Source organism: Thainema salinarum CENA647, from assembly GCF_057732415.1.
Window position 1 is genome coordinate 4,199,458 of the sequence record NZ_JBYJZJ010000022.1, and the last position, 16,929, is coordinate 4,216,386.

Annotated in this window: 16 protein-coding genes and 1 pseudogene; 4 read left to right on the forward strand and 13 right to left on the reverse strand. The window is 49.7% G+C overall.

The annotated features are described in order from the left end of the window. Positions 1-88 precede the first annotated feature (88 nt). The 4 genes from AC286M_RS25205 to AC286M_RS25220 form a co-directional block, all read right to left on the reverse strand. Complete coding sequence (locus tag AC286M_RS25205) at positions 89-340, reverse strand: hypothetical protein (protein WP_488206994.1); 252 nt, start codon at positions 338-340, stop codon at positions 89-91. Continuing rightward, positions 337-621, reverse strand: a complete 285-nt coding sequence (locus tag AC286M_RS25210) for a BrnT family toxin (RefSeq protein ID WP_488206995.1) — start codon at positions 619-621, stop codon at positions 337-339. The genes AC286M_RS25205 and AC286M_RS25210 overlap by 4 nt, the downstream gene beginning before the upstream one ends. Then, positions 618-1,268, reverse strand: coding sequence for a methyltransferase domain-containing protein (locus AC286M_RS25215; protein WP_488206996.1), 651 nt, complete (start codon positions 1,266-1,268; stop codon positions 618-620). Before AC286M_RS25215 ends, AC286M_RS25210 begins: the two co-directional genes overlap by 4 nt. 70 nt (positions 1,269-1,338) lie before the next feature. Continuing rightward, positions 1,339-3,699, reverse strand: a complete 2,361-nt coding sequence (locus tag AC286M_RS25220) for a substrate-binding domain-containing protein (protein WP_488206997.1) — start codon at positions 3,697-3,699, stop codon at positions 1,339-1,341. A 79-nt stretch (positions 3,700-3,778) separates the two neighbouring features. On the opposite strand from AC286M_RS25220, the gene AC286M_RS25225 reads away from it, so the two are divergent. Together AC286M_RS25225 and AC286M_RS25230 are read left to right on the forward strand one after the other, a co-directional pair. After that, a protein-coding gene (locus tag AC286M_RS25225; protein ID WP_488202786.1) for an ISKra4 family transposase occupies positions 3,779-4,866 on the forward strand; the annotation gives its coding sequence in 2 pieces (ribosomal slippage) (positions 3,779-3,950 and positions 3,950-4,866; 1,089 coding nt in all). A gap of 733 nt (positions 4,867-5,599) precedes the next feature. Next, positions 5,600-5,809 carry a Nif11-like leader peptide family natural product precursor gene (locus AC286M_RS25230; RefSeq protein WP_488206998.1) on the forward strand — a complete coding sequence of 70 codons (210 nt, stop codon included), beginning with the start codon at positions 5,600-5,602 and terminating at the stop codon, positions 5,807-5,809. Positions 5,810-5,870: 61 nt separating this feature from the next. Here AC286M_RS25230 and AC286M_RS25235 read toward each other — a convergent pair whose 3' ends face one another. Next, the gene (locus tag AC286M_RS25235; RefSeq protein WP_488206999.1) at positions 5,871-6,575 is read right to left on the reverse strand and encodes a hypothetical protein; all 705 of its coding nucleotides are present in this window, start codon (positions 6,573-6,575) and stop codon (positions 5,871-5,873) included. Between the two features lie 10 nt (positions 6,576-6,585). Then, positions 6,586-7,905 carry a histidinol dehydrogenase gene (gene hisD, locus AC286M_RS25240; RefSeq protein ID WP_488207000.1) on the reverse strand — a complete coding sequence of 440 codons (1,320 nt, stop codon included), beginning with the start codon at positions 7,903-7,905 and terminating at the stop codon, positions 6,586-6,588. 327 nt (positions 7,906-8,232) lie between these two features. On the opposite strand from hisD, the gene AC286M_RS25245 reads away from it, so the two are divergent. Beyond that, positions 8,233-9,267: a succinate dehydrogenase/fumarate reductase iron-sulfur subunit gene (locus AC286M_RS25245; protein ID WP_488207001.1), complete on the forward strand. Its 1,035-nt coding sequence runs from the start codon at positions 8,233-8,235 to the stop codon at positions 9,265-9,267. A gap of 182 nt (positions 9,268-9,449) precedes the next feature. Next, positions 9,450-10,598 (forward strand): transposase, encoded by a 1,149-nt coding sequence (locus AC286M_RS25250; RefSeq protein WP_488203201.1) that lies wholly within the window; start codon positions 9,450-9,452, stop codon positions 10,596-10,598. 124 nt (positions 10,599-10,722) lie between these two features. On the opposite strand, the gene AC286M_RS25255 is transcribed toward AC286M_RS25250, so the two are convergent. The 7 genes and pseudogenes from AC286M_RS25255 to AC286M_RS25285 form a co-directional block, all read right to left on the reverse strand. Next, entirely contained in the window at positions 10,723-11,361 is a 639-nt protein-coding gene (locus AC286M_RS25255) for an HAD-IB family hydrolase (RefSeq protein WP_488207002.1), read from the reverse strand. A gap of 122 nt (positions 11,362-11,483) precedes the next feature. Further along, positions 11,484-12,221 carry a glycosyltransferase family 87 protein gene (locus AC286M_RS25260; RefSeq protein ID WP_488207003.1) on the reverse strand — a complete coding sequence of 246 codons (738 nt, stop codon included), beginning with the start codon at positions 12,219-12,221 and terminating at the stop codon, positions 11,484-11,486. Between the two features lie 32 nt (positions 12,222-12,253). After that, positions 12,254-13,338: pseudogene (locus tag AC286M_RS25265) on the reverse strand (IS630 family transposase). A gap of 70 nt (positions 13,339-13,408) precedes the next feature. After that, positions 13,409-14,029: a hypothetical protein gene (locus AC286M_RS25270; protein WP_488207004.1), complete on the reverse strand. Its 621-nt coding sequence runs from the start codon at positions 14,027-14,029 to the stop codon at positions 13,409-13,411. 176 nt (positions 14,030-14,205) lie between these two features. Beyond that, positions 14,206-15,441, reverse strand: a complete 1,236-nt coding sequence (locus AC286M_RS25275; RefSeq protein WP_488207005.1) for a hypothetical protein — start codon at positions 15,439-15,441, stop codon at positions 14,206-14,208. Between the two features lie 62 nt (positions 15,442-15,503). Then, positions 15,504-15,839, reverse strand: a complete 336-nt coding sequence (locus AC286M_RS25280; protein WP_488207006.1) for an SMR family transporter — start codon at positions 15,837-15,839, stop codon at positions 15,504-15,506. Positions 15,840-15,848: 9 nt separating this feature from the next. Then, the gene (locus tag AC286M_RS25285) at positions 15,849-16,805 is read right to left on the reverse strand and encodes a decaprenyl-phosphate phosphoribosyltransferase (protein WP_488207007.1); all 957 of its coding nucleotides are present in this window, start codon (positions 16,803-16,805) and stop codon (positions 15,849-15,851) included. Positions 16,806-16,929 lie beyond the last annotated feature (124 nt).

The window sequence follows — 16,929 nt, forward strand, 5'->3', positions numbered from 1 at the left end:
ATTTATTTCTTGGTTGAGAGGCCCATGTGAGTATATCCTTCAGTGCGATCCCTCAGTGCGATCCCTCGGTGCGATCGCACTATTTAAATCAACATTCGGCTAATTTTTCCTGAATCCAGGCTCGAATTAGATCAGCCTCATCAATGCCTTTTTGAGCGGCAAGCCGCTGTATCTGCTGGGCTTCTTCAATATCGAGCGACAGCATCATGATCGTGTCGCGCTCAAAAATGGTGTCTACAACAGGCTTCATTTCGGTTATAAAGTCCACTAGGTCATGGTCTTCCCAAAATTCGGCCAGCCGATCGATCAGTTCGGACGGCGGTAGATCAAAATTGCTCATGACTGCTTCCACTGCTGATAGTATCGCCGCTCTTTTGAGGTCATCCGCCGCGCCATGATCGGATAGCCATCGCCATTAGCTAGCTGCAGGACAACGCAGAACACATATCGTCCGGTACGGGTTTGTCCCAACGTATAAAAGATTGGATTATTGGTTTCGGTTCTGGCTTGCAAGGTCAAAGACTGCCCAAAACAAACATCTTCTATTTCGTCGGTTCGCACACGATGATGATTAATGCGATCGCAACAGTCTTTTGACCAAATCAGCTTGCGGATTTTCATATTTCATTACGATAGGCGATTACCGCATAAAACGGATCACCGACAGGAACACCGACGAGCTGCAGGATAGCAGGTAAATCAGAGGTTTTAGCGATCACTTCCGGTGGGCCAAATCCAGGAACAGATTGGAAGTAGCGTTTGACCAGTTCAATGTGATCGCGATCGGAACTATCGCGCCACGCCTGAATCGCTTTCTGGTAGAACATGCGGTTAGAGAAGCTGACGATGGCGACGCCGCCCGGTTTCAGAACGCGGGCAATTTCGGCGAATACGGCCTCCGGCTGCTGGAGATACTGCACCGACACCGCAATTAGCACTGCATCAAATGAAGCATCCGGCAGCGGTAACTGCTGATTTTGGTTTAGGTTCTGAACAAAGAAGTGGTCAAGCTGGGGATTCCGCGCTAGTTCTTGGGGATTGAGGCCATGTCCTTCCACATGCTCGTACTCAACATCCTCTGGCAAGTGGGACACCCAACTGCTCATTAAGTCCAGCACGCGGCTATGGGCCAAAATGCGATCGCGATATAAATCTGTGAGCTGTTGAATAAAACCTTCATCTATATGGGTGACAAAGCGGGGCGCTTCGTAAAATAGCGCATCATCGGTTTCATCTAGCTTTTGGCGTTGCTCAGACGGAAGCAGCATGGTTCACTCGGCAGTACAATTCTCCCCACCCATTTTAAAGTGTGTTGCAGATTGTAAAACCTACTTGTCTTTACTCGTCCTCTAACTGCCTCAGTGTCGTAAATCCGAACTTTGCCAAAAATTCCTGTCCTTCCGTAGTCTTCAGCAGCTCGGCAAACTTAGCTCCGGCTTCAGGCCGACTGTTATCCCGCCGATAGATCACCGTCACTGGATAGGCCAATGGATATGTTCCTTGACGAATCAGCTCCGCATTTGGCTGATAGCTGCCCTTGCGATCGCACAAATCCAAATTGGGCGTAATTGGCTCTCCGGCAAACTCTAAAAGCTGCGCCTCTGCCCGTCGCGGCCAGTCCAGCGCCAGCGGGTACACCGAACATTGGCCAAATACTAAACTCAGCGGCGCGAAGCCGACTGCCCCTGTCTGCCGGATTTCAAAATCGCGCAGAATCGAGCGCAGCATCGGGATGGTTTTTAGTGACTGGATCTCCCCATCGCCTAGGTTGCGGAAGGTGTCAATATTGCGATCGCTGCGTAACACCAACTGCTCAAACATCGCGGCTGAGGCTGAATCGAACGGGCGATAAAGCGAAACAGGCAAATCTGCGCGGCTAAACTCGTCCCAGTTTCGTACCTGATCTGTATAAAGCTGCTGGAGCTGCTGAAGCGTAATTTCACCATTTAAAGCTTTGGGTAAACTTTGCGATCGCTTGGGATAGTTAAACGCCACCAGCATCGCCAACCCATCGTGGGCAAACACTTCTGCGGCTGTATCGGGTGGCAAATCGGCCAGTCGAGGCAAGATGGCAAAATCGACTGCACCGGATATCACTTGATCGACTGCTGCCGTGACCGATACCGATGATCGATAAGTCAGTTGAAAATCCGGCTGATCAAACTGTAGCTGCTGCATCAGTGTAGGATTTTCAGGCAGCGTCGGTTCAGCCGCTTCGTCTGCCGATTCCGCATTCGGCGCATCCGCAGATGCGATAAAACTGAATTCACCTAGCGGTGCTAGCCCAGTCGAATCGCTCCCCGATCCAGTTAGCGCTGCCGCATCTGCTGCCGCTTTCTCCAGGTTGAGCCGCACCAGTTGATTCCAAGGGTCATCGTCAACGCTGGTGTAGCGGAATTCACCCTTTGGCACTGCACCCACTTCTTCAAAACAGCAAATTGGCGGCGCTTCATCTGCAATGGTGGCCGCTCGGGGCCGGATGAGCAGCCAGATCAACCCAGCCAGCAGCGCTAGCACCAGTAAGCTAATTCCGGCAATGATCCCACGCCGCAGCCAGGTTCGCGACTTGGGCACTAATCGCTCCGCCGGAGCAGCAAACTCGTTCTCCATCATCGCGGGCGGAATTCGCAGCAGTGCAGCCCGCGCCACTTCGGCATTTTCAAACGGCACCTCTATGCCGAGTAACCGCAAGATGAACTGCTTCAGCGCAGGCGGCGTCAATTCCGGCCAGTGAACATCCAGACGAGGACTGAGCGGCTGATACTGCTCGTTCACCGTCGTTCCCGTCAGCGTATAGAACGCCACCTGGCCCAGATGAATCAGGTCATCCTGAACTGTCGTCTGCGTATGGGTGGTGTGCGTCGGGTTAAACAGAAATTCCCACAGCGCCACATCGGTTAAATAAACAAATGGATGCTCTCCCTGTTCCACCCAGAGCAGACTGTCCAGCCGGATGTTGCCATGTACCATACCTGTCTGCACCTGCCCCAGCGGCAGGGCAAACTTTTGCTGGTGTAAAAAGGCGAGGCTTTGCAGCGTTTGATTGAGCAACTGATACACCGAGACGGGACTAAAGGCTCCCTGCAAAAGCTGCTGATTCAGGGTGGGATGCTGATCGGTGGCGCTAGTGATTAAATAGCAGCGTTCCTGTTCCGGATCTGCGATCGCTTCTATCGGTGCAATTACGCGTGAATCCTGAAACCGGCCATCCGCTAGGGTTAGGCCTGCCAAGCTAATGAATAACTGCTGACACTGGTGCTGGTGCTGGCTGTTGAAATACTTGGTGGGCAGCAGATATTCCTTAATGGTGACGGGAACTTCTGCACCCTCCTGCATAGCGGCGTAAAGCCGTCCCCAGCCGCGCCGCCCCAGGCAGGCTCCAACTCGATACACCCCGCGCCGTCCCACAATCTTGCGCTCAGGGAGTAATGTGCCTGGAAATCCACAGAGAGAACAGGTCGGAATATTCAGGATATTCGTTGTCGATTCTGGACGATCCCATTGCTGATCCGATGGAGTTGTGCCGTAGAGAGGACGGGCGCAGTTGAGCGGATCACGCTGGTCGCAGCGGTATTGGTGATAGTAGGACGGTGGCGGCTGAATACCGTGGGTAGCAATAATAGTTGGCTGGCCCAGGGGTTGTACCTGAATCTCCTCATCCGCATCGGCAGGAATCACCTCTGGCCGAATCTCCTGCAAAACTGATTTGAAGGGAGCAGGTCACTTTCTTGAGAGAAAAATTAGAGTAAGACTGTAGCGATATTTTGAGGGTGCTCTAATGACGCCAGCGGAACACCAAGAACTCTTACAGTGCAGTCAACGCATCGCGGAACTACTGTACCAGGAAGCCTGTGAGCAAAACCAGCCGATGGCAAATTTGGGAGCCATCGAATCAACGGTGCGCGCTCAAGTGCAAGAACACGTCACGCCAGTCATTGGGGAGTTTTTTGCCAAACCGTTACCGGCACCGACGAAGGATATCCCCGCCAACTAGAGAGCATTCTGGGCCGGTTATCCCTCAGTAGTGAACAGGCCAAACAACTCGGTGTCCGTCCCCGACAACAGGTCAGCCCTTATTTAGAGCTGTGCTGTCTGCGCCAAAGCGCAATTGTTTCTTATGCCCAAGCGGCGATTGAAGTAGAGGTGCAAACGGGACGACGGGTGAGTGCGAAAACGCAGCAGCGGTTGGAGGCGCGCCATGACTTCGAGCTGCCCACGAGTGAGGTCCCGGTTGAGCAAATGAGCCTGGATGGCGGCATGATTCGCTTGCGCACGCCGCTGGGGGAAGCGGCTGAGTGGCGTGAATATAAAGCCTTGAATTTGGGTGAGCAGCATCAGGGCATGGCCTGGTTCAAAGACAACGAACACCTGATTGAGTGGGCAAATGACCTCCCCTTAGCCCCGATAGTGGACTGCCTGGGCGATGGTCATGATGGGGTTTGGGGCATCTATGCCCAGATTGGCAACGACCACCAACGTCACGAAATCCTCGATTGGTTTCACCTGATGGAAAATTTGCATCAAGTCCAAGCCACTCCAGAAGCACTCGAAACCGCTCGCAGCTTTCTTTGGCAGGGACAAGTAGACGCTGCTATGAATGTGTTTGAGGTGAGCGAGTCGGAAGCAGCACGTCGCTTCTGTGGCTATCTAGAGCGGCATCGTGACCGCATCCCCAATTATCGTTACTACCAAGAAGAAGGGTGGCCGATTGGCTCGGGGGATGTTGAGTCCTGGGTGAAGCAAATTAACCAACGCACGAAGATCCCTGGCGCTGCCTGGAACGCTGAGCGGGTGCCGCAGGTTTTAGCGCATCGTTGTGCTTACCTCAACGGCAGGCTCTCACCTCAGAGATGTTTTTCTCTGTAGAAGGTGACCTACTCCCGATTTGAACCACTGACGGTTAAGCAAACGCTGATATTTCACCATCCGTACTGGTACCGGATAGCGCAATAAATACCGTTTGAGGATGTAGCGCGGAATTGATCGCAGAACCACTATATCTGACCTCTATGCTGTCTGGAAAACCAAGCAAGACCGACGATGCTTCCATCCTAAAATTCAGTCATTTCTTTGAGTAAAAAACTTAAGAAAGTGTCTAAATAAAAATCTAAAAACAATCTAATAAATGCTCAATATTAGACCAATGGCTAATTGCGATCGCGCATTCTGTTCCTTGATTGGTTTACGTCAAGCAGAATCTCTGAAGCTTATATAGGGCAAAGCTTTTATCCCTACGTGATTTTGTAGATAAATATTGCAAGAGTTGTATTTTTCCGTGAATTGAGGCCAAGCTTTTAGTTGAAAACAGTAGGCTGAATCTAGTTCAAAATAGCCGCATGTAAATAAATAATCTAAAAAACGGGAGGCACCCCTCCGTATGTGATTAGCGTAGTTGTACGATCCCCTGCTGTCGCCGCCCCCTTGAAAAAGGGGCTATACCACCACCAGTTCAAAGTCCCCCTTTTTAAGGGGGATTTAGGGGGATCTATCAGAGTGTTTCGCTAAACAAGTACGCCCCGGAGGGGCGCTCCCCCGGTTTTTTAGATGCGTTTATTTATGCCAACCTACTAATCTCTATTGACCTACGTGAGGTTTATACATGGCAAGGGATCAAGTTGTTCGCTTATTCCGGGATGTTCAAATCGATCCAGCGCTCAAAGAGCAGCTCAATGCATCTGCTACGGTTGATGATTTTGTGGCGATGGCAAAAGGTTTTGGCTATCACTTTACCGTTGAGGAATGGCGCGAATCAATTCGGTTTTCCGTCGAAGAACCCGAGTGCAAAATGTCGGAAATTCCAGGAATTTAACATCAAATTTTTCCAAAAGATCCCATAGCCTATGCGTGCCGCGCATAGGCTATGGGATTTTCTAGTCCTCTAGCGGTGCAACCGATCCGGCCACGCAGTCATCCAACCAAAGTCGAATCGCCTGCGCGATCGCACCATTGGTGGCATTTTCGGGTGCGGTGGGGGGTTGACCGTTAGGATAGCCGCCCCAGCTTGAAAAAAGCTGCGACAAATACCAGCGTTCATCCGTGCGCGCCAAGAACAGCCAGTGAAACTCTTGAATCTCCTCGGTTTCGCCTTCTCGCAGGTACTGCCGCTCCAGCGTCGTGAAAAAGACCTGCTCTGGCGCACCTGCTTCCGGTTCGGCATCGTCGGGCGACTTGATGGGTTGATAAATTCCTGGCCCCAGCGTCAGCGGATCAAACTCTGGAATGCCTGCAATGATCACGATTCCGGGCTGTCGAACATCCAGATAGGTCGGCTGCTCAGGGTCAAGGCGAATATCTTCCAGTAAGTCACCCGGACTGCGACCATAAGCCCGCAGCAGCACGCGGTTCGTATAGGCAGGCAAATCCCGCAGCAGCATCTGCGTCAGCGGCTCAACCTCTTCCGGGCAAGCTTCATTTGGCCAGATATAGTCTTCCTCTGTCTGAGCAGGAACTGCGATCGCAGTCCCCATCAGTACGGACACAGCAGTTGCGATCGCAACCCTGCCAGCACCACCTACCCGCATCAAACTTGGGCATTGACCCGAATTAGGCTGCAGGGTGGGATAAATCCAGCGCATAGGGCAGGCGTTAAAGCTCAGCTTGCTGATCGACCTTCGATTGAGTTCTCAACCGGACTGAATCGGCATGGGACGTCAAGCCTTCAGCCTCGGCCAGTACTTCAACCGAGCGGGCAACCGACTGTAGCGCTTCTGGTGAATACTGGATTAAGCTGGAGTGCTTCATAAACGTTTCAACACCCAAAGCCGATGCATACCGCGCTGCGCCAGAGGTCGGCAGCGTATGGTTGGGGCCAGCTAGATAGTCCCCGATGGCTTCCGGTGTGGAGTGACCCAGGAAGATCGCTCCGGCATGGCGAATTGAATCCACCAAATCCCACGGTTCAGCCACTTCCAGTTCCAAGTGCTCCGGCGCAAACTCATTGGACAACTCTGCCGCTGCTTCTAGCGAATCCACCACAATCGCCAGACCATAATGTGCGATCGCTTTTTCAGTCAGGATGCGTCGGGGATGATTGACCAACTGCTGCTCAACCTCAGCTACGACCTGGAGCGCTAAAGTTTGATCCGTTGTGATTAGAATTGCCGCCGCTAAGGGATCATGTTCAGCCTGGGCCAGCATGTCTGCGGCTACATGTATGGGATTCGCTGTTGAATCGGCAATAATCAAGACTTCAGACGGCCCTGCTAGCGAATCAATCCCAACAACGCCATATACCAGCTTCTTGGCCAGCGTCACGTATATATTTCCTGGCCCGGTGATTACGTTGACGTTGGGGATCGTCTCCGTCCCGTAGGCTAGCGCGCCAATAGCCTGGGCACCGCCTACCCGGTAAATTTCGCTGATCCCCGCTTCTTGGGCCGCAACCAGTACTGCTGGATTAACCGCTTTGCCTTCACCTGGCGGCGTCATCATCACAATTTGCGGTACGCCTGCCACCTTAGCGGGCACTGCATTCATCAGCACCGTACTGGGATAGGCGGCTCGTCCACCGGGAACATAGATGCCAGCTCGATCAACCGGAGTGTAGCGCTTGCCCAGCACCACGTTTTGGTCATGGAACTGCACCCAGCTTTTGGGCGCACGCTGGCGGTGAAATTCTTCAATGTTGTGGCGAGCCAGCCGAATCGCATCCAGCAGTTCTTTGGAAACTTGCTGATAGGCCGCCTCTAGCTCAGAACCGCTGACGCGTAGTTCATCAGCCGTTAGCGTTTGCCGATCAAATTCCGCCGTATAGTGTAGAACCGCTTTGTCGCCTTGCCGCTGAACGGCCTGAAGCACTTCTCGAACGGTGGACTCTTTGTGGAAGACTTGGTCTGTATGAGTGCGATCGCAGATTCGTCGCAACTCAGTTTGTGCCTCAGTGTGCTGGTTGATAATTCGCAGCATTGCAGCCTTGGGTCTCAGAACGATGCTAACTCAGTGGATTCGCTTGAAAACAAGCTCAAGACTATATTAGCGGTTTCGCTGCTAAGCTGCCGCCATCCCTCTACGGAAATTGCATCTGCGTTTCATCACTTACGTCAATATTTGCTGGCTATACTCTGACAAACCCGCTAGCAACACGCTGGCAATATTTACGGCAGTTGGCTCAGTTGTGAAGTCATGCTGCGATTTCGGATAGGGCCAAAAGCCATCTTCTAGACTGGATCTAAGAGACTTTTACGATTCACGTACTGTTCACGCATCGCTCACGCACTTAAACTTGAACGCTTCATGAAAGTTCTGTTCCACGTTATCCGCCAGACGCAGTCTTCAGCTCCACGCCGCCAAACCTACGAGCTGGAGACCGATCCCAGCGTTACCATCTTGGACTGCCTGAATCAGATTAAATGGCAGCAGGACGGTAGCCTCGCCTTTCGCAAAAACTGTCGTAACACCATTTGTGGCAGCTGCGGCATGAAAATCAACGGTCGCTCGGCCCTAGCCTGTAAGCAAAACGTCGGCCAGGAAATTGAGCGATTTCACCTTCAGCAGGAAGCATTTAGCGGATCTCCAACGAAAGACCAACCACCGGAAATCACGATTGCACCGATGGGCAACATGCCCGTAATTAAAGATCTGATCGTGGACATGGCTCATTTTTGGGACAACCTGAAAGCGATTGATCCCTACGTCAGCACCAAATCGCGCCGCGTCCCAGAACGCGAGTTTCTGCAAACCCCAGCCGAACGCGAAAAGCTGGAGCAATCCGGCAACTGCATTCTCTGCGGAGCCTGTTACTCCGAATGCAACGCCGAGGAAGTTAACCCCGGCTTTGTTGGCCCCCATGCTCTGGCCAAAGCCTACCGGATGGTGGCCGATTCACGGGATGACCGCACCGAGGAGCGGGTTGAGCTTTATAACGAAGGGACAAAAGGCGTTTGGGGCTGTACTCGCTGCCAATTCTGCAACAGCGTTTGCCCAATGGAAGTCGCGCCGATGGACAAAATCGGCAAGATCAAAGGCGAAATCCTTGACCGTAAAGACGACCAAGATAGCCGCTCCGTCCGTCATCGCAAGGTGCTGATCGATCTCGTCAAACAAGGCGGCTGGATTGACGAGCGCCGCTTCGGTCTGCGTGTCGTCGGCAACTCCTTCCGCGATTTATCCGGTCTAGTCAGCTTAGGGCCACTGGGTTTACGAATGCTGGCACGGGGCAAATTCCCCCTCACCTTTGAGCCATCGGAAGGAACTGAAGAAGTGCGATCGCTAATTGAAGCCGTCCAAGCCACCGATGCCCAATCAAATTGCCATCACGATAATCGTTAGTAGCGTCTAAATATCAACAGTCCGGACAGTTTTTGGGAGAGTGCGAAGAAAGCTATCCACCGTGTAGAGTGCGAATGTACCTAACATGTCGCACCAATGGATAGCCTCAATCGGATTCTAACCGGTTTGCTGGAGACAGCAGGCCATTTGGTAAACCCCAACAACAGTTTTTGTTGACCTTGATGACCACAATTTTCGTGGTCTGTGGCAAGGTGAACTACGCCAACCTCAGTCGTTACAGTGACTTAAGCGAGCGAAGTTACCGTCGACACTTCGAACGGGGCATTGGCTTCGAAGGACTCAATCAAGCACTGATAGAACCATTAAGACGAGACGAGGCGGTTCAGGTCGCAGTGGTCGATTGCACCTTTATGGAAAAAAGTGGACGGCACACCTACGGTCTAGACCAGTTCTACAACGGTAAAACCCAGCGTCCAGAACGGGGCTTAGAACTGTCAGTGGTGGCGATTGTCGATCTGGAGCAGAATACAGGGTACACGCTGTCTGCCCAGCAAACCGAGGCAGACTTACCTCATTTGAGAGCGTCTTCGAAACAGGGAAAGGGCGCGAAGGGCAACCGGATTGACTTCTATCTGGGGCATCTGGCCTACTGCCTGACGTTCTTCCCCACTTGGATTCGCTACATTGTCGCCGACGGGTTTTACAGCAAGTACAAGTGGGTCACTGGCGTGGTGCAACTCGGGTTTCATGCGATTGGCAAACTGCGCTGTGATGCCAACCTCAAGTTCCTCTATGAGGGGCCATACCAAGGGCGAGGTGCTCCTCGACGCTTTGACGGCAAGGTCAACCTGCAAGACCACCGACGATTTCAGTTGGTCAAACGCTTGGACGATGGAGTTTATCTTTATACCGCCATCGTTTGGTCGGTCAGCCTCAAGCGCAACATCCGGTTGGCCTATCTGCTCAAAGAGCATCGGGGTCGCCGCAGTTATGTCGTGCTGTTTTCTACCGACCTCAACATTGACCCGTTCCTCCTTTACCGGTGCTACACGGCCCGATTTCAGATTGAATTTATTTTCCGTGATGCTCGTCAGTTTACCGGGTTAGTGGACTGTCAAGCTCGCTCTGCCGAAGCGATAGACACCCATGTCAATGCCAGTTTGATGGCACTGAACCTGGCTAAAGTCGCGTTGCAAAACAACCAGAAAGACGATGATTCGCTGAGCTTCTCGCTCGCCTCTTTCAAACGACTGGCCCTCAACCAACATCTTTTAGACCGATTTATTGACCAGTTTGACTTGGAGCCGACTTTTATTAAATCCCATCCTAATTACCAAAAGCTGCTTGATTACGGGGCGATAGTCTCCTAAATCTGTCCGGAGTGTTGAAATATTAGACTTTATCGGAAATTGTTTTGTAGCGCGGCGAAGCCGCGCTACAAAACAATTTCCAACCCCAAAAACTTTATTTCCAATAAAGTCTATTGATCAAGTTTCAGGCAAGAAATTTACGATAGTAGGGGTGCTGAGCGATAGCAAGCAATTCGCGATCACCCTTACTGTCACCATACGCATGGATCACATACTGCTGAGTTGGCCCCAACAGCGCTTCTAGACGAGCGACTTTCTCAGACCCATAGCAGTTTTTGCCCAACATACGGCCAGTGAGATAGCCATTACGGCTTTCTAACCGAGTTCCGATGACTTGATCAATTCCAAGTTGCTGTGCAAGAGGTTGCAAGTAAGCTTCCAGAGATGCGCTAACGATAAGAGTCTGATGTCCCTGTTGTTGATGCCAGATTAAGCGTTGCACGGCCTCGGCTCGTAAAAGGTTGGGCAAAACCTGTTCTGCGAACTGTTGGCCTAAATACTCAAGCTGAGCCGTCGAAATACCAGCTAGAAAGTAAGTTAGTAGTCTTTCCTTTGCCCGCCAGTTTGGAATCAGCTTGAGGGCATAGCCTGCTAGCATTGGGCTCAAAACCAACAATCCCCAGGTAAATCGCCAACGACCTGTCAACATCTGCAAGAATGGCAGCAGCGAGTCTCGATGAGTTAACGTGCCGTCAAAATCAAAGACTGCAATCACGGGCGAGTCAATGGAAGAAGGAATAGAAGGGGGAATTGATTGCGTCATACGTTTAAAGAATATTTAGAAAAAATTGATGTAGAGAGAAAAGGAGAATTAATATAGGTTTTCATTTTTGCCAGGGCGGCTCAACGGGTTAGTGGATCCTAATCAAACCTAAAATTAGGAGCTCAGTTTTGTAGCCGATAAAGACTCAATAAAATGAGCAGCGACCCAAAGAACAAATATGATTGCAATAAGTTAAGCAGAGGCAGCTGAGCAAAATGCTTTGCTACATATAAGTAATTACTCGTCAGTAGATAGCTAAGCCCCAAAATCGGTAGTGTCCAATTTGCCCAAATCCGATATTGGAAGATTTGAGGCAATACAAAGGCATAAATGGGTAGCAAAATACCGTAATGATGTTCCCATGCAACAGGAGACGCCATAGTGGCCGTCAATGCAATAATGGCAAAGTCAAATGTGCTGCCACGTAATTGCTTACTTTGAGGTGGGCGCAGCGCCAAAATTAGCAGTAATAGCGAGCTTGCTAATGTGCCTAAATAAACCCAGATATTAAATGGGGCAAAGGCATCAGATGTCCACTTTAAGTTACTGCCGTTAAAGAGTAATCGATTTAGCAATCCATTAACTGATTGATTGGGATAATAGGCTTCTCCATGTTTGGAAATGTAGGACAGGACTTTGAGATAGTCCAGGTTGTTTTCAATCCCAAACAGTGCGATCGCAATTAATCCTCCCGCTGCAGCCGTCACCATAAATGCGATCGCAAACCGCCACTGCTTTCGCAACAAGCCCCAAAGCAGAATGACGGCATATTGAGGTTTAATAAGGCAAATCAACCCACCTAAGACTCCAGAAATTTGCTTTTTCTCTTTCATCCAGCACCAGAGCATCACAGCAAACAATGCATTAAGTAGGTAAAGGTAAAAACGCGCATCTATATAACAGATGATGAAGAAGCGAGTTGAGACGGAAATCGAAATCGCTCGACGGAGTATCCCGCTTTTTCAGCTCTCGCCTCAAAGCCGTCGATAACGGCATAGGCTAAATCCAATTCATCTTCAAACATCTGCCCATTTAACTCATGGGTTTTCACCTGATGCCACTCGGGTTCAATCGGATTGAGCTCCGAGCAATATTTGGGTAAGAAGAACAGGTAAAGTCCCTGAGCTTGCCAGTCTGCCCATTTGTCTTGCACAGCTCGACTGGTATGAATGGGGCTGTTATCTTGAACAATGACTCGAATGCATCCATTGGCCTTAAACCGGGGCTTGGCCTGACGGGCTTGCTCATCCATTAGCCGGATGTAGCGCTCGGCGTTGAAGCTGCCAATCACCAATCCATACGCGAAACTCACGAACGGTTGGAGCAGACCGAGGATGCTCAGTCGCCTGCCCTTGCGGTGAGTCTGCTCCAGTCGCTTTTGCTCGCCTTCGAAAAAGTAGCTGTAGCTGACGGGCATCCAGAGACAAAAGCCTGCCTCGTCAAGATAGGAGAGGTCAATCTCTCCACTGGCGGCCGCCCATTGCAACATCTCCAAATCCGCTACCTTCTGGGCTTTCTCAACTGGGTCTTGTTTCCCTCGGTGGCTGTGTCGAGTGCGCTTCCAAATGATTCCCTTTTTTTGAGTACGTCCCGCAGATGGGCCGCACTTAACTTGATATGTCTCTCCTCTTCCAGCTTTCGCGCTAACTGACGGCTGTTATAAGTTCGTTGCTCCTGGCGTAGACATGTTTCCAGATACTCCATATCTTCCGGTTGCCAACGTGGTTGCGCTCCCGGTCGCGGTGCATCCCAGAGTCCTCCTAATCCACCCTCTTGCCAGCGATGCAGCGTTTCTCTGACCGTTCGCTCTCTCCACCCGAAGAACCGGGCAATCTGCTCAACATACAGCCCTTGGTGACTCATCCGAATCACTTCTGCTCGGTCTTTCACTCGTTGCGGCACGGTTGTGGCGGTGCGTAACTCAAAGAGGGTACGGTCTTCTGCCCCTGTCAAAAAGACTCGTAAGCGCGCTCCCATTGCTCCTGATCTCCTACTGGCAGTGAGTCCCTTTATTCAACTTCACATACCTTCTTTTTTCAACCCCGCTCTACTTAATCCAAGCTTGAATTTGACCTAAGCTATAGGCTCGTATTGCTGGATAAAATGAAAGTCCCAGTAAAATCAGCAGCACAGTTTGCAAAATGCGTTCGTTGCGTGGCGGAGAAATAACTTTTGTCCATACCAGCGAGGTATTAAAGATTTGGATAGAGACAAATATCAACCCGATGAAAAAGATCCAAGAGATAATTGCCAGTATTTGATACAGCAACTGAGGATTATCTGGATGAAATGGCGATAAGATAGCCTGCAGACCATAAAACAGCAGTAAAGATGTTAATGGATACTGAAATTTTGTGTGTTGCTCGAAAAATACTTCCGCATACAGTGGCATATGCGGAGATGCTTTCAGTTGTTCAAAAGCACTCCACATCGGCTCCCATGAATCTAAGTCTTGACGCATAGTTAGAAACCGAAACAAGTGTGAGAATGGAATCTCACGTGTGCGGACTGGTAGATCAAAAATTAAAGCATCGCTAATGGCAACAATTGTCGAGAACAATGACATTAGCGTACATGCAATCAATAAAATTAGTAATCCTTGGGTCAAAGGCGTCAATTGCTGCCAATAACGGATGATTGTATGTAGCTTGGGTCGTAAATAAGCCATCGCCAAATCTCCGAGTGCAATGGGTCACTTTTTAAAAGCATCAACATGAGTGGTTATATCCAGTCTGGTTGAAAACCCACAATTTATTTTTGCGAAACGTTTGCTCCGCAAACGTTTCGCAAAAATAAATTGGGTTCTTATATACAGACTGGATATTATAAATAGATTCCACAAGTCTAAAGAAGACTTTGTTCAGACGGATACGAATGATAAAACGCTCTAGCTTGCTCAAACTGCGTGATGTTGTTGAATCCTGTACAGATCAAAAGGGTGACTAAAAGCGCGATAAAGATAGAACGCTTGGTATTCAAAGCCCCTAACGCCAAAATTCCGATAAAAAAGGGCAAAAAATGGAGCGAATAGAGAAATGTCTCTCGTCCGGTATAAATCAGATGCAATCCCAATTGTCCTAGTAGAGAAAGGCCCAGCATTAATCGCAGACGCAAATGCGTTTTCATCGTGAAAAGTTGCCATAGTCCCAGCGCTAGTAACCCTAGCCATAGACCAACTGCGATCGCACCAACGATACTGCCAGTCCCTGGTGTAGAAAACTGAACCGACATAATAGGAAATCCTTTACTCGGATGGGCAATCACTTGCACTGCTGGCATCACCACTGTATGGCACAGGAAAGATTGGATGATATTCCACCAATTGCCCACTTCAGACGAAGCTACATATTTCAGCTCGTTACGATGAATCCAGGGCAACGAGCTATCAAAGAGGACTCGCTGAATCCCCACAAGAATCATGACAATCAGTAGGGCTACACCATTGATGCGCAGTGCTCGCTGCCAAGGATACACTAATCCAGTTGCAATCCAAGCCACCAACCAATTTGTAATAGTAATGCTCAAGTTGATTGCGCTAATAAAAACACCAAAACTCCAAGGAAGGCAGCAAAATTCCGTCAGCGCTACCCAAGCTAAAGCCCAGATATAGCCCAAAGAACCCATGGGATAAGATTCCAAAATGGGGAACCAAAACAGCCCAGCGGCGCTGATACCACCCAGGAAACTAAGTAGAATGGCATCTACTGTGCGACAGCCCATCAGTCTCAAAAAAGCAAACAGACTAGAGAGCCATAGTCCAGCGACCGTAGATATCATCAGTCGCACAGCTATGAGAACGTCAATCTGAAAAAAATGGAGAAAGTAAACTGGTAAGCAAAATGCAAATGATATTAATGGATGTTTGTAGGCACGGGAGTGGAGTACATCCTCGTGGGGATTAGCCAACGTCAGGTAGTAAGCCGCTACATCTGAGTCAAACCACGTATCCCCGTAAGCATCCAGTTCTAACACTTCTGAACCAATGAAATAGGCGGCCCAGTAGGTTCCTATTCCACTGAGTAGCATTAGTCCTAAGCCAACAAGTAAATCGGAGCGATAGCGCAAAACTATCTGGCACAAATCGGGCCAATTAGAACTCGCTGATTTTGATAAAAGAGGTATCATAGCTGCTAGTCTTAATGCTATAAAGTGCGACCAAAGGCAACGGCACAAATGCCGCTAATGATAAGGCCAACCCCCATCCAGTTCACAGACGATATTTTTTCGCTGAGCAAGAAAGCACCTGCGACAGTGGTAGCGACTACAGTCAGGCCAATCACGATCGGATAAGCAACGGAAAGGTTAAACTTGCTCAAAATCGAAATATAGATGAGCGTACTCAGGCCATAGGCAGCAACTCCACCCATCAGATACAGATTGAGTAGACTTTCACCCGCTCCCGATTTAAACAAGATTTGAGCAATTGTGTTTAGACCCACTGCCACTAAAATCAGTCCAGCAAAAAATAGATTTGTCATAACTCTTTCCTATTGAATTACTCCATGCTTATTGAGCCATAGAATCGTGAACGCGGTCGCGGCCCAAGCAGCAACGGTCAGTAGAAGGGGGCGATCGGATAGCAATACTTCTTCAGGACGTTCAGTGTGTTCTTGCCGAGCAATTTCTATCGTGTCGCTGTGCCCATACTCCTTCGGATCGCTGAGCAACTGATAACGAAATACGCCGTAAAGTACAAATGGAAATGTGAGCATCATCCAGGGTGTTGAAGCTCCTCCTGATTGAAACCCCGCACTCCACAGGGCATAGCTCATCAGCGTTCCTGTCGTCACAATATTTTCCATTCGCGAAAGCAAAGCAAGGGAATAGCGCTTGAGTACGGAACGCGTACTGCCACCCTGTCTCAGCTCTGCCTTACGCTTTTCGATGGCCAGAAACAGTGCCAGCATTGCCGTGCATACCAGAAACCAGACCGACAAATCGATGTGGGTAGCAGTAGCTCCAGCACAGGCGCGCAGTACAAAGCCACTTGCGATCGCAATAATGTCTAGCAGCGGAGTTCGTTTCAGTTTGAGATTGTAAGCGAGCTGTAATAATGCGTAGCTAATCAGAATTAAGCCCAATCCAAGCGAATGGTGCAAACCCAGAGCGATCGAACTGCTCATGAGGCCAAGAGCCATAATGAATGCAACTGGCACGGAAACTAAACCAGCAGCGATTGGGCGTTTACACTTAATCGGATGATGTCGATCAGACTTCACATCCGCAATATCATTGAGCAAATAAAAGCTACTCGAAATAAAACAAAATAGAAGAAACGCGAATAGGCTATTTAAAACAATTTCTATGTCAAGAGTAAAATTGAACAAAGGTGCAGCAAAAACAATTAAATTCTTGCTCCACTGATGTGGGCGACAAGCCAAAAGATAAGGAAATAGACCCTTGGTTGATAATCGTCTAAAAGGCTGAACATACCTAGAAGTCATAGTTCATCATTCATTGAAGCGAAACGACACCGCATTGCTGTACCCAAGTAATGAGATAGACAGAACCTTACCAAACGAGGCTTGCTCTGAGAATGAATTTTCAGCATTCGGGTGCTGGTAAAGC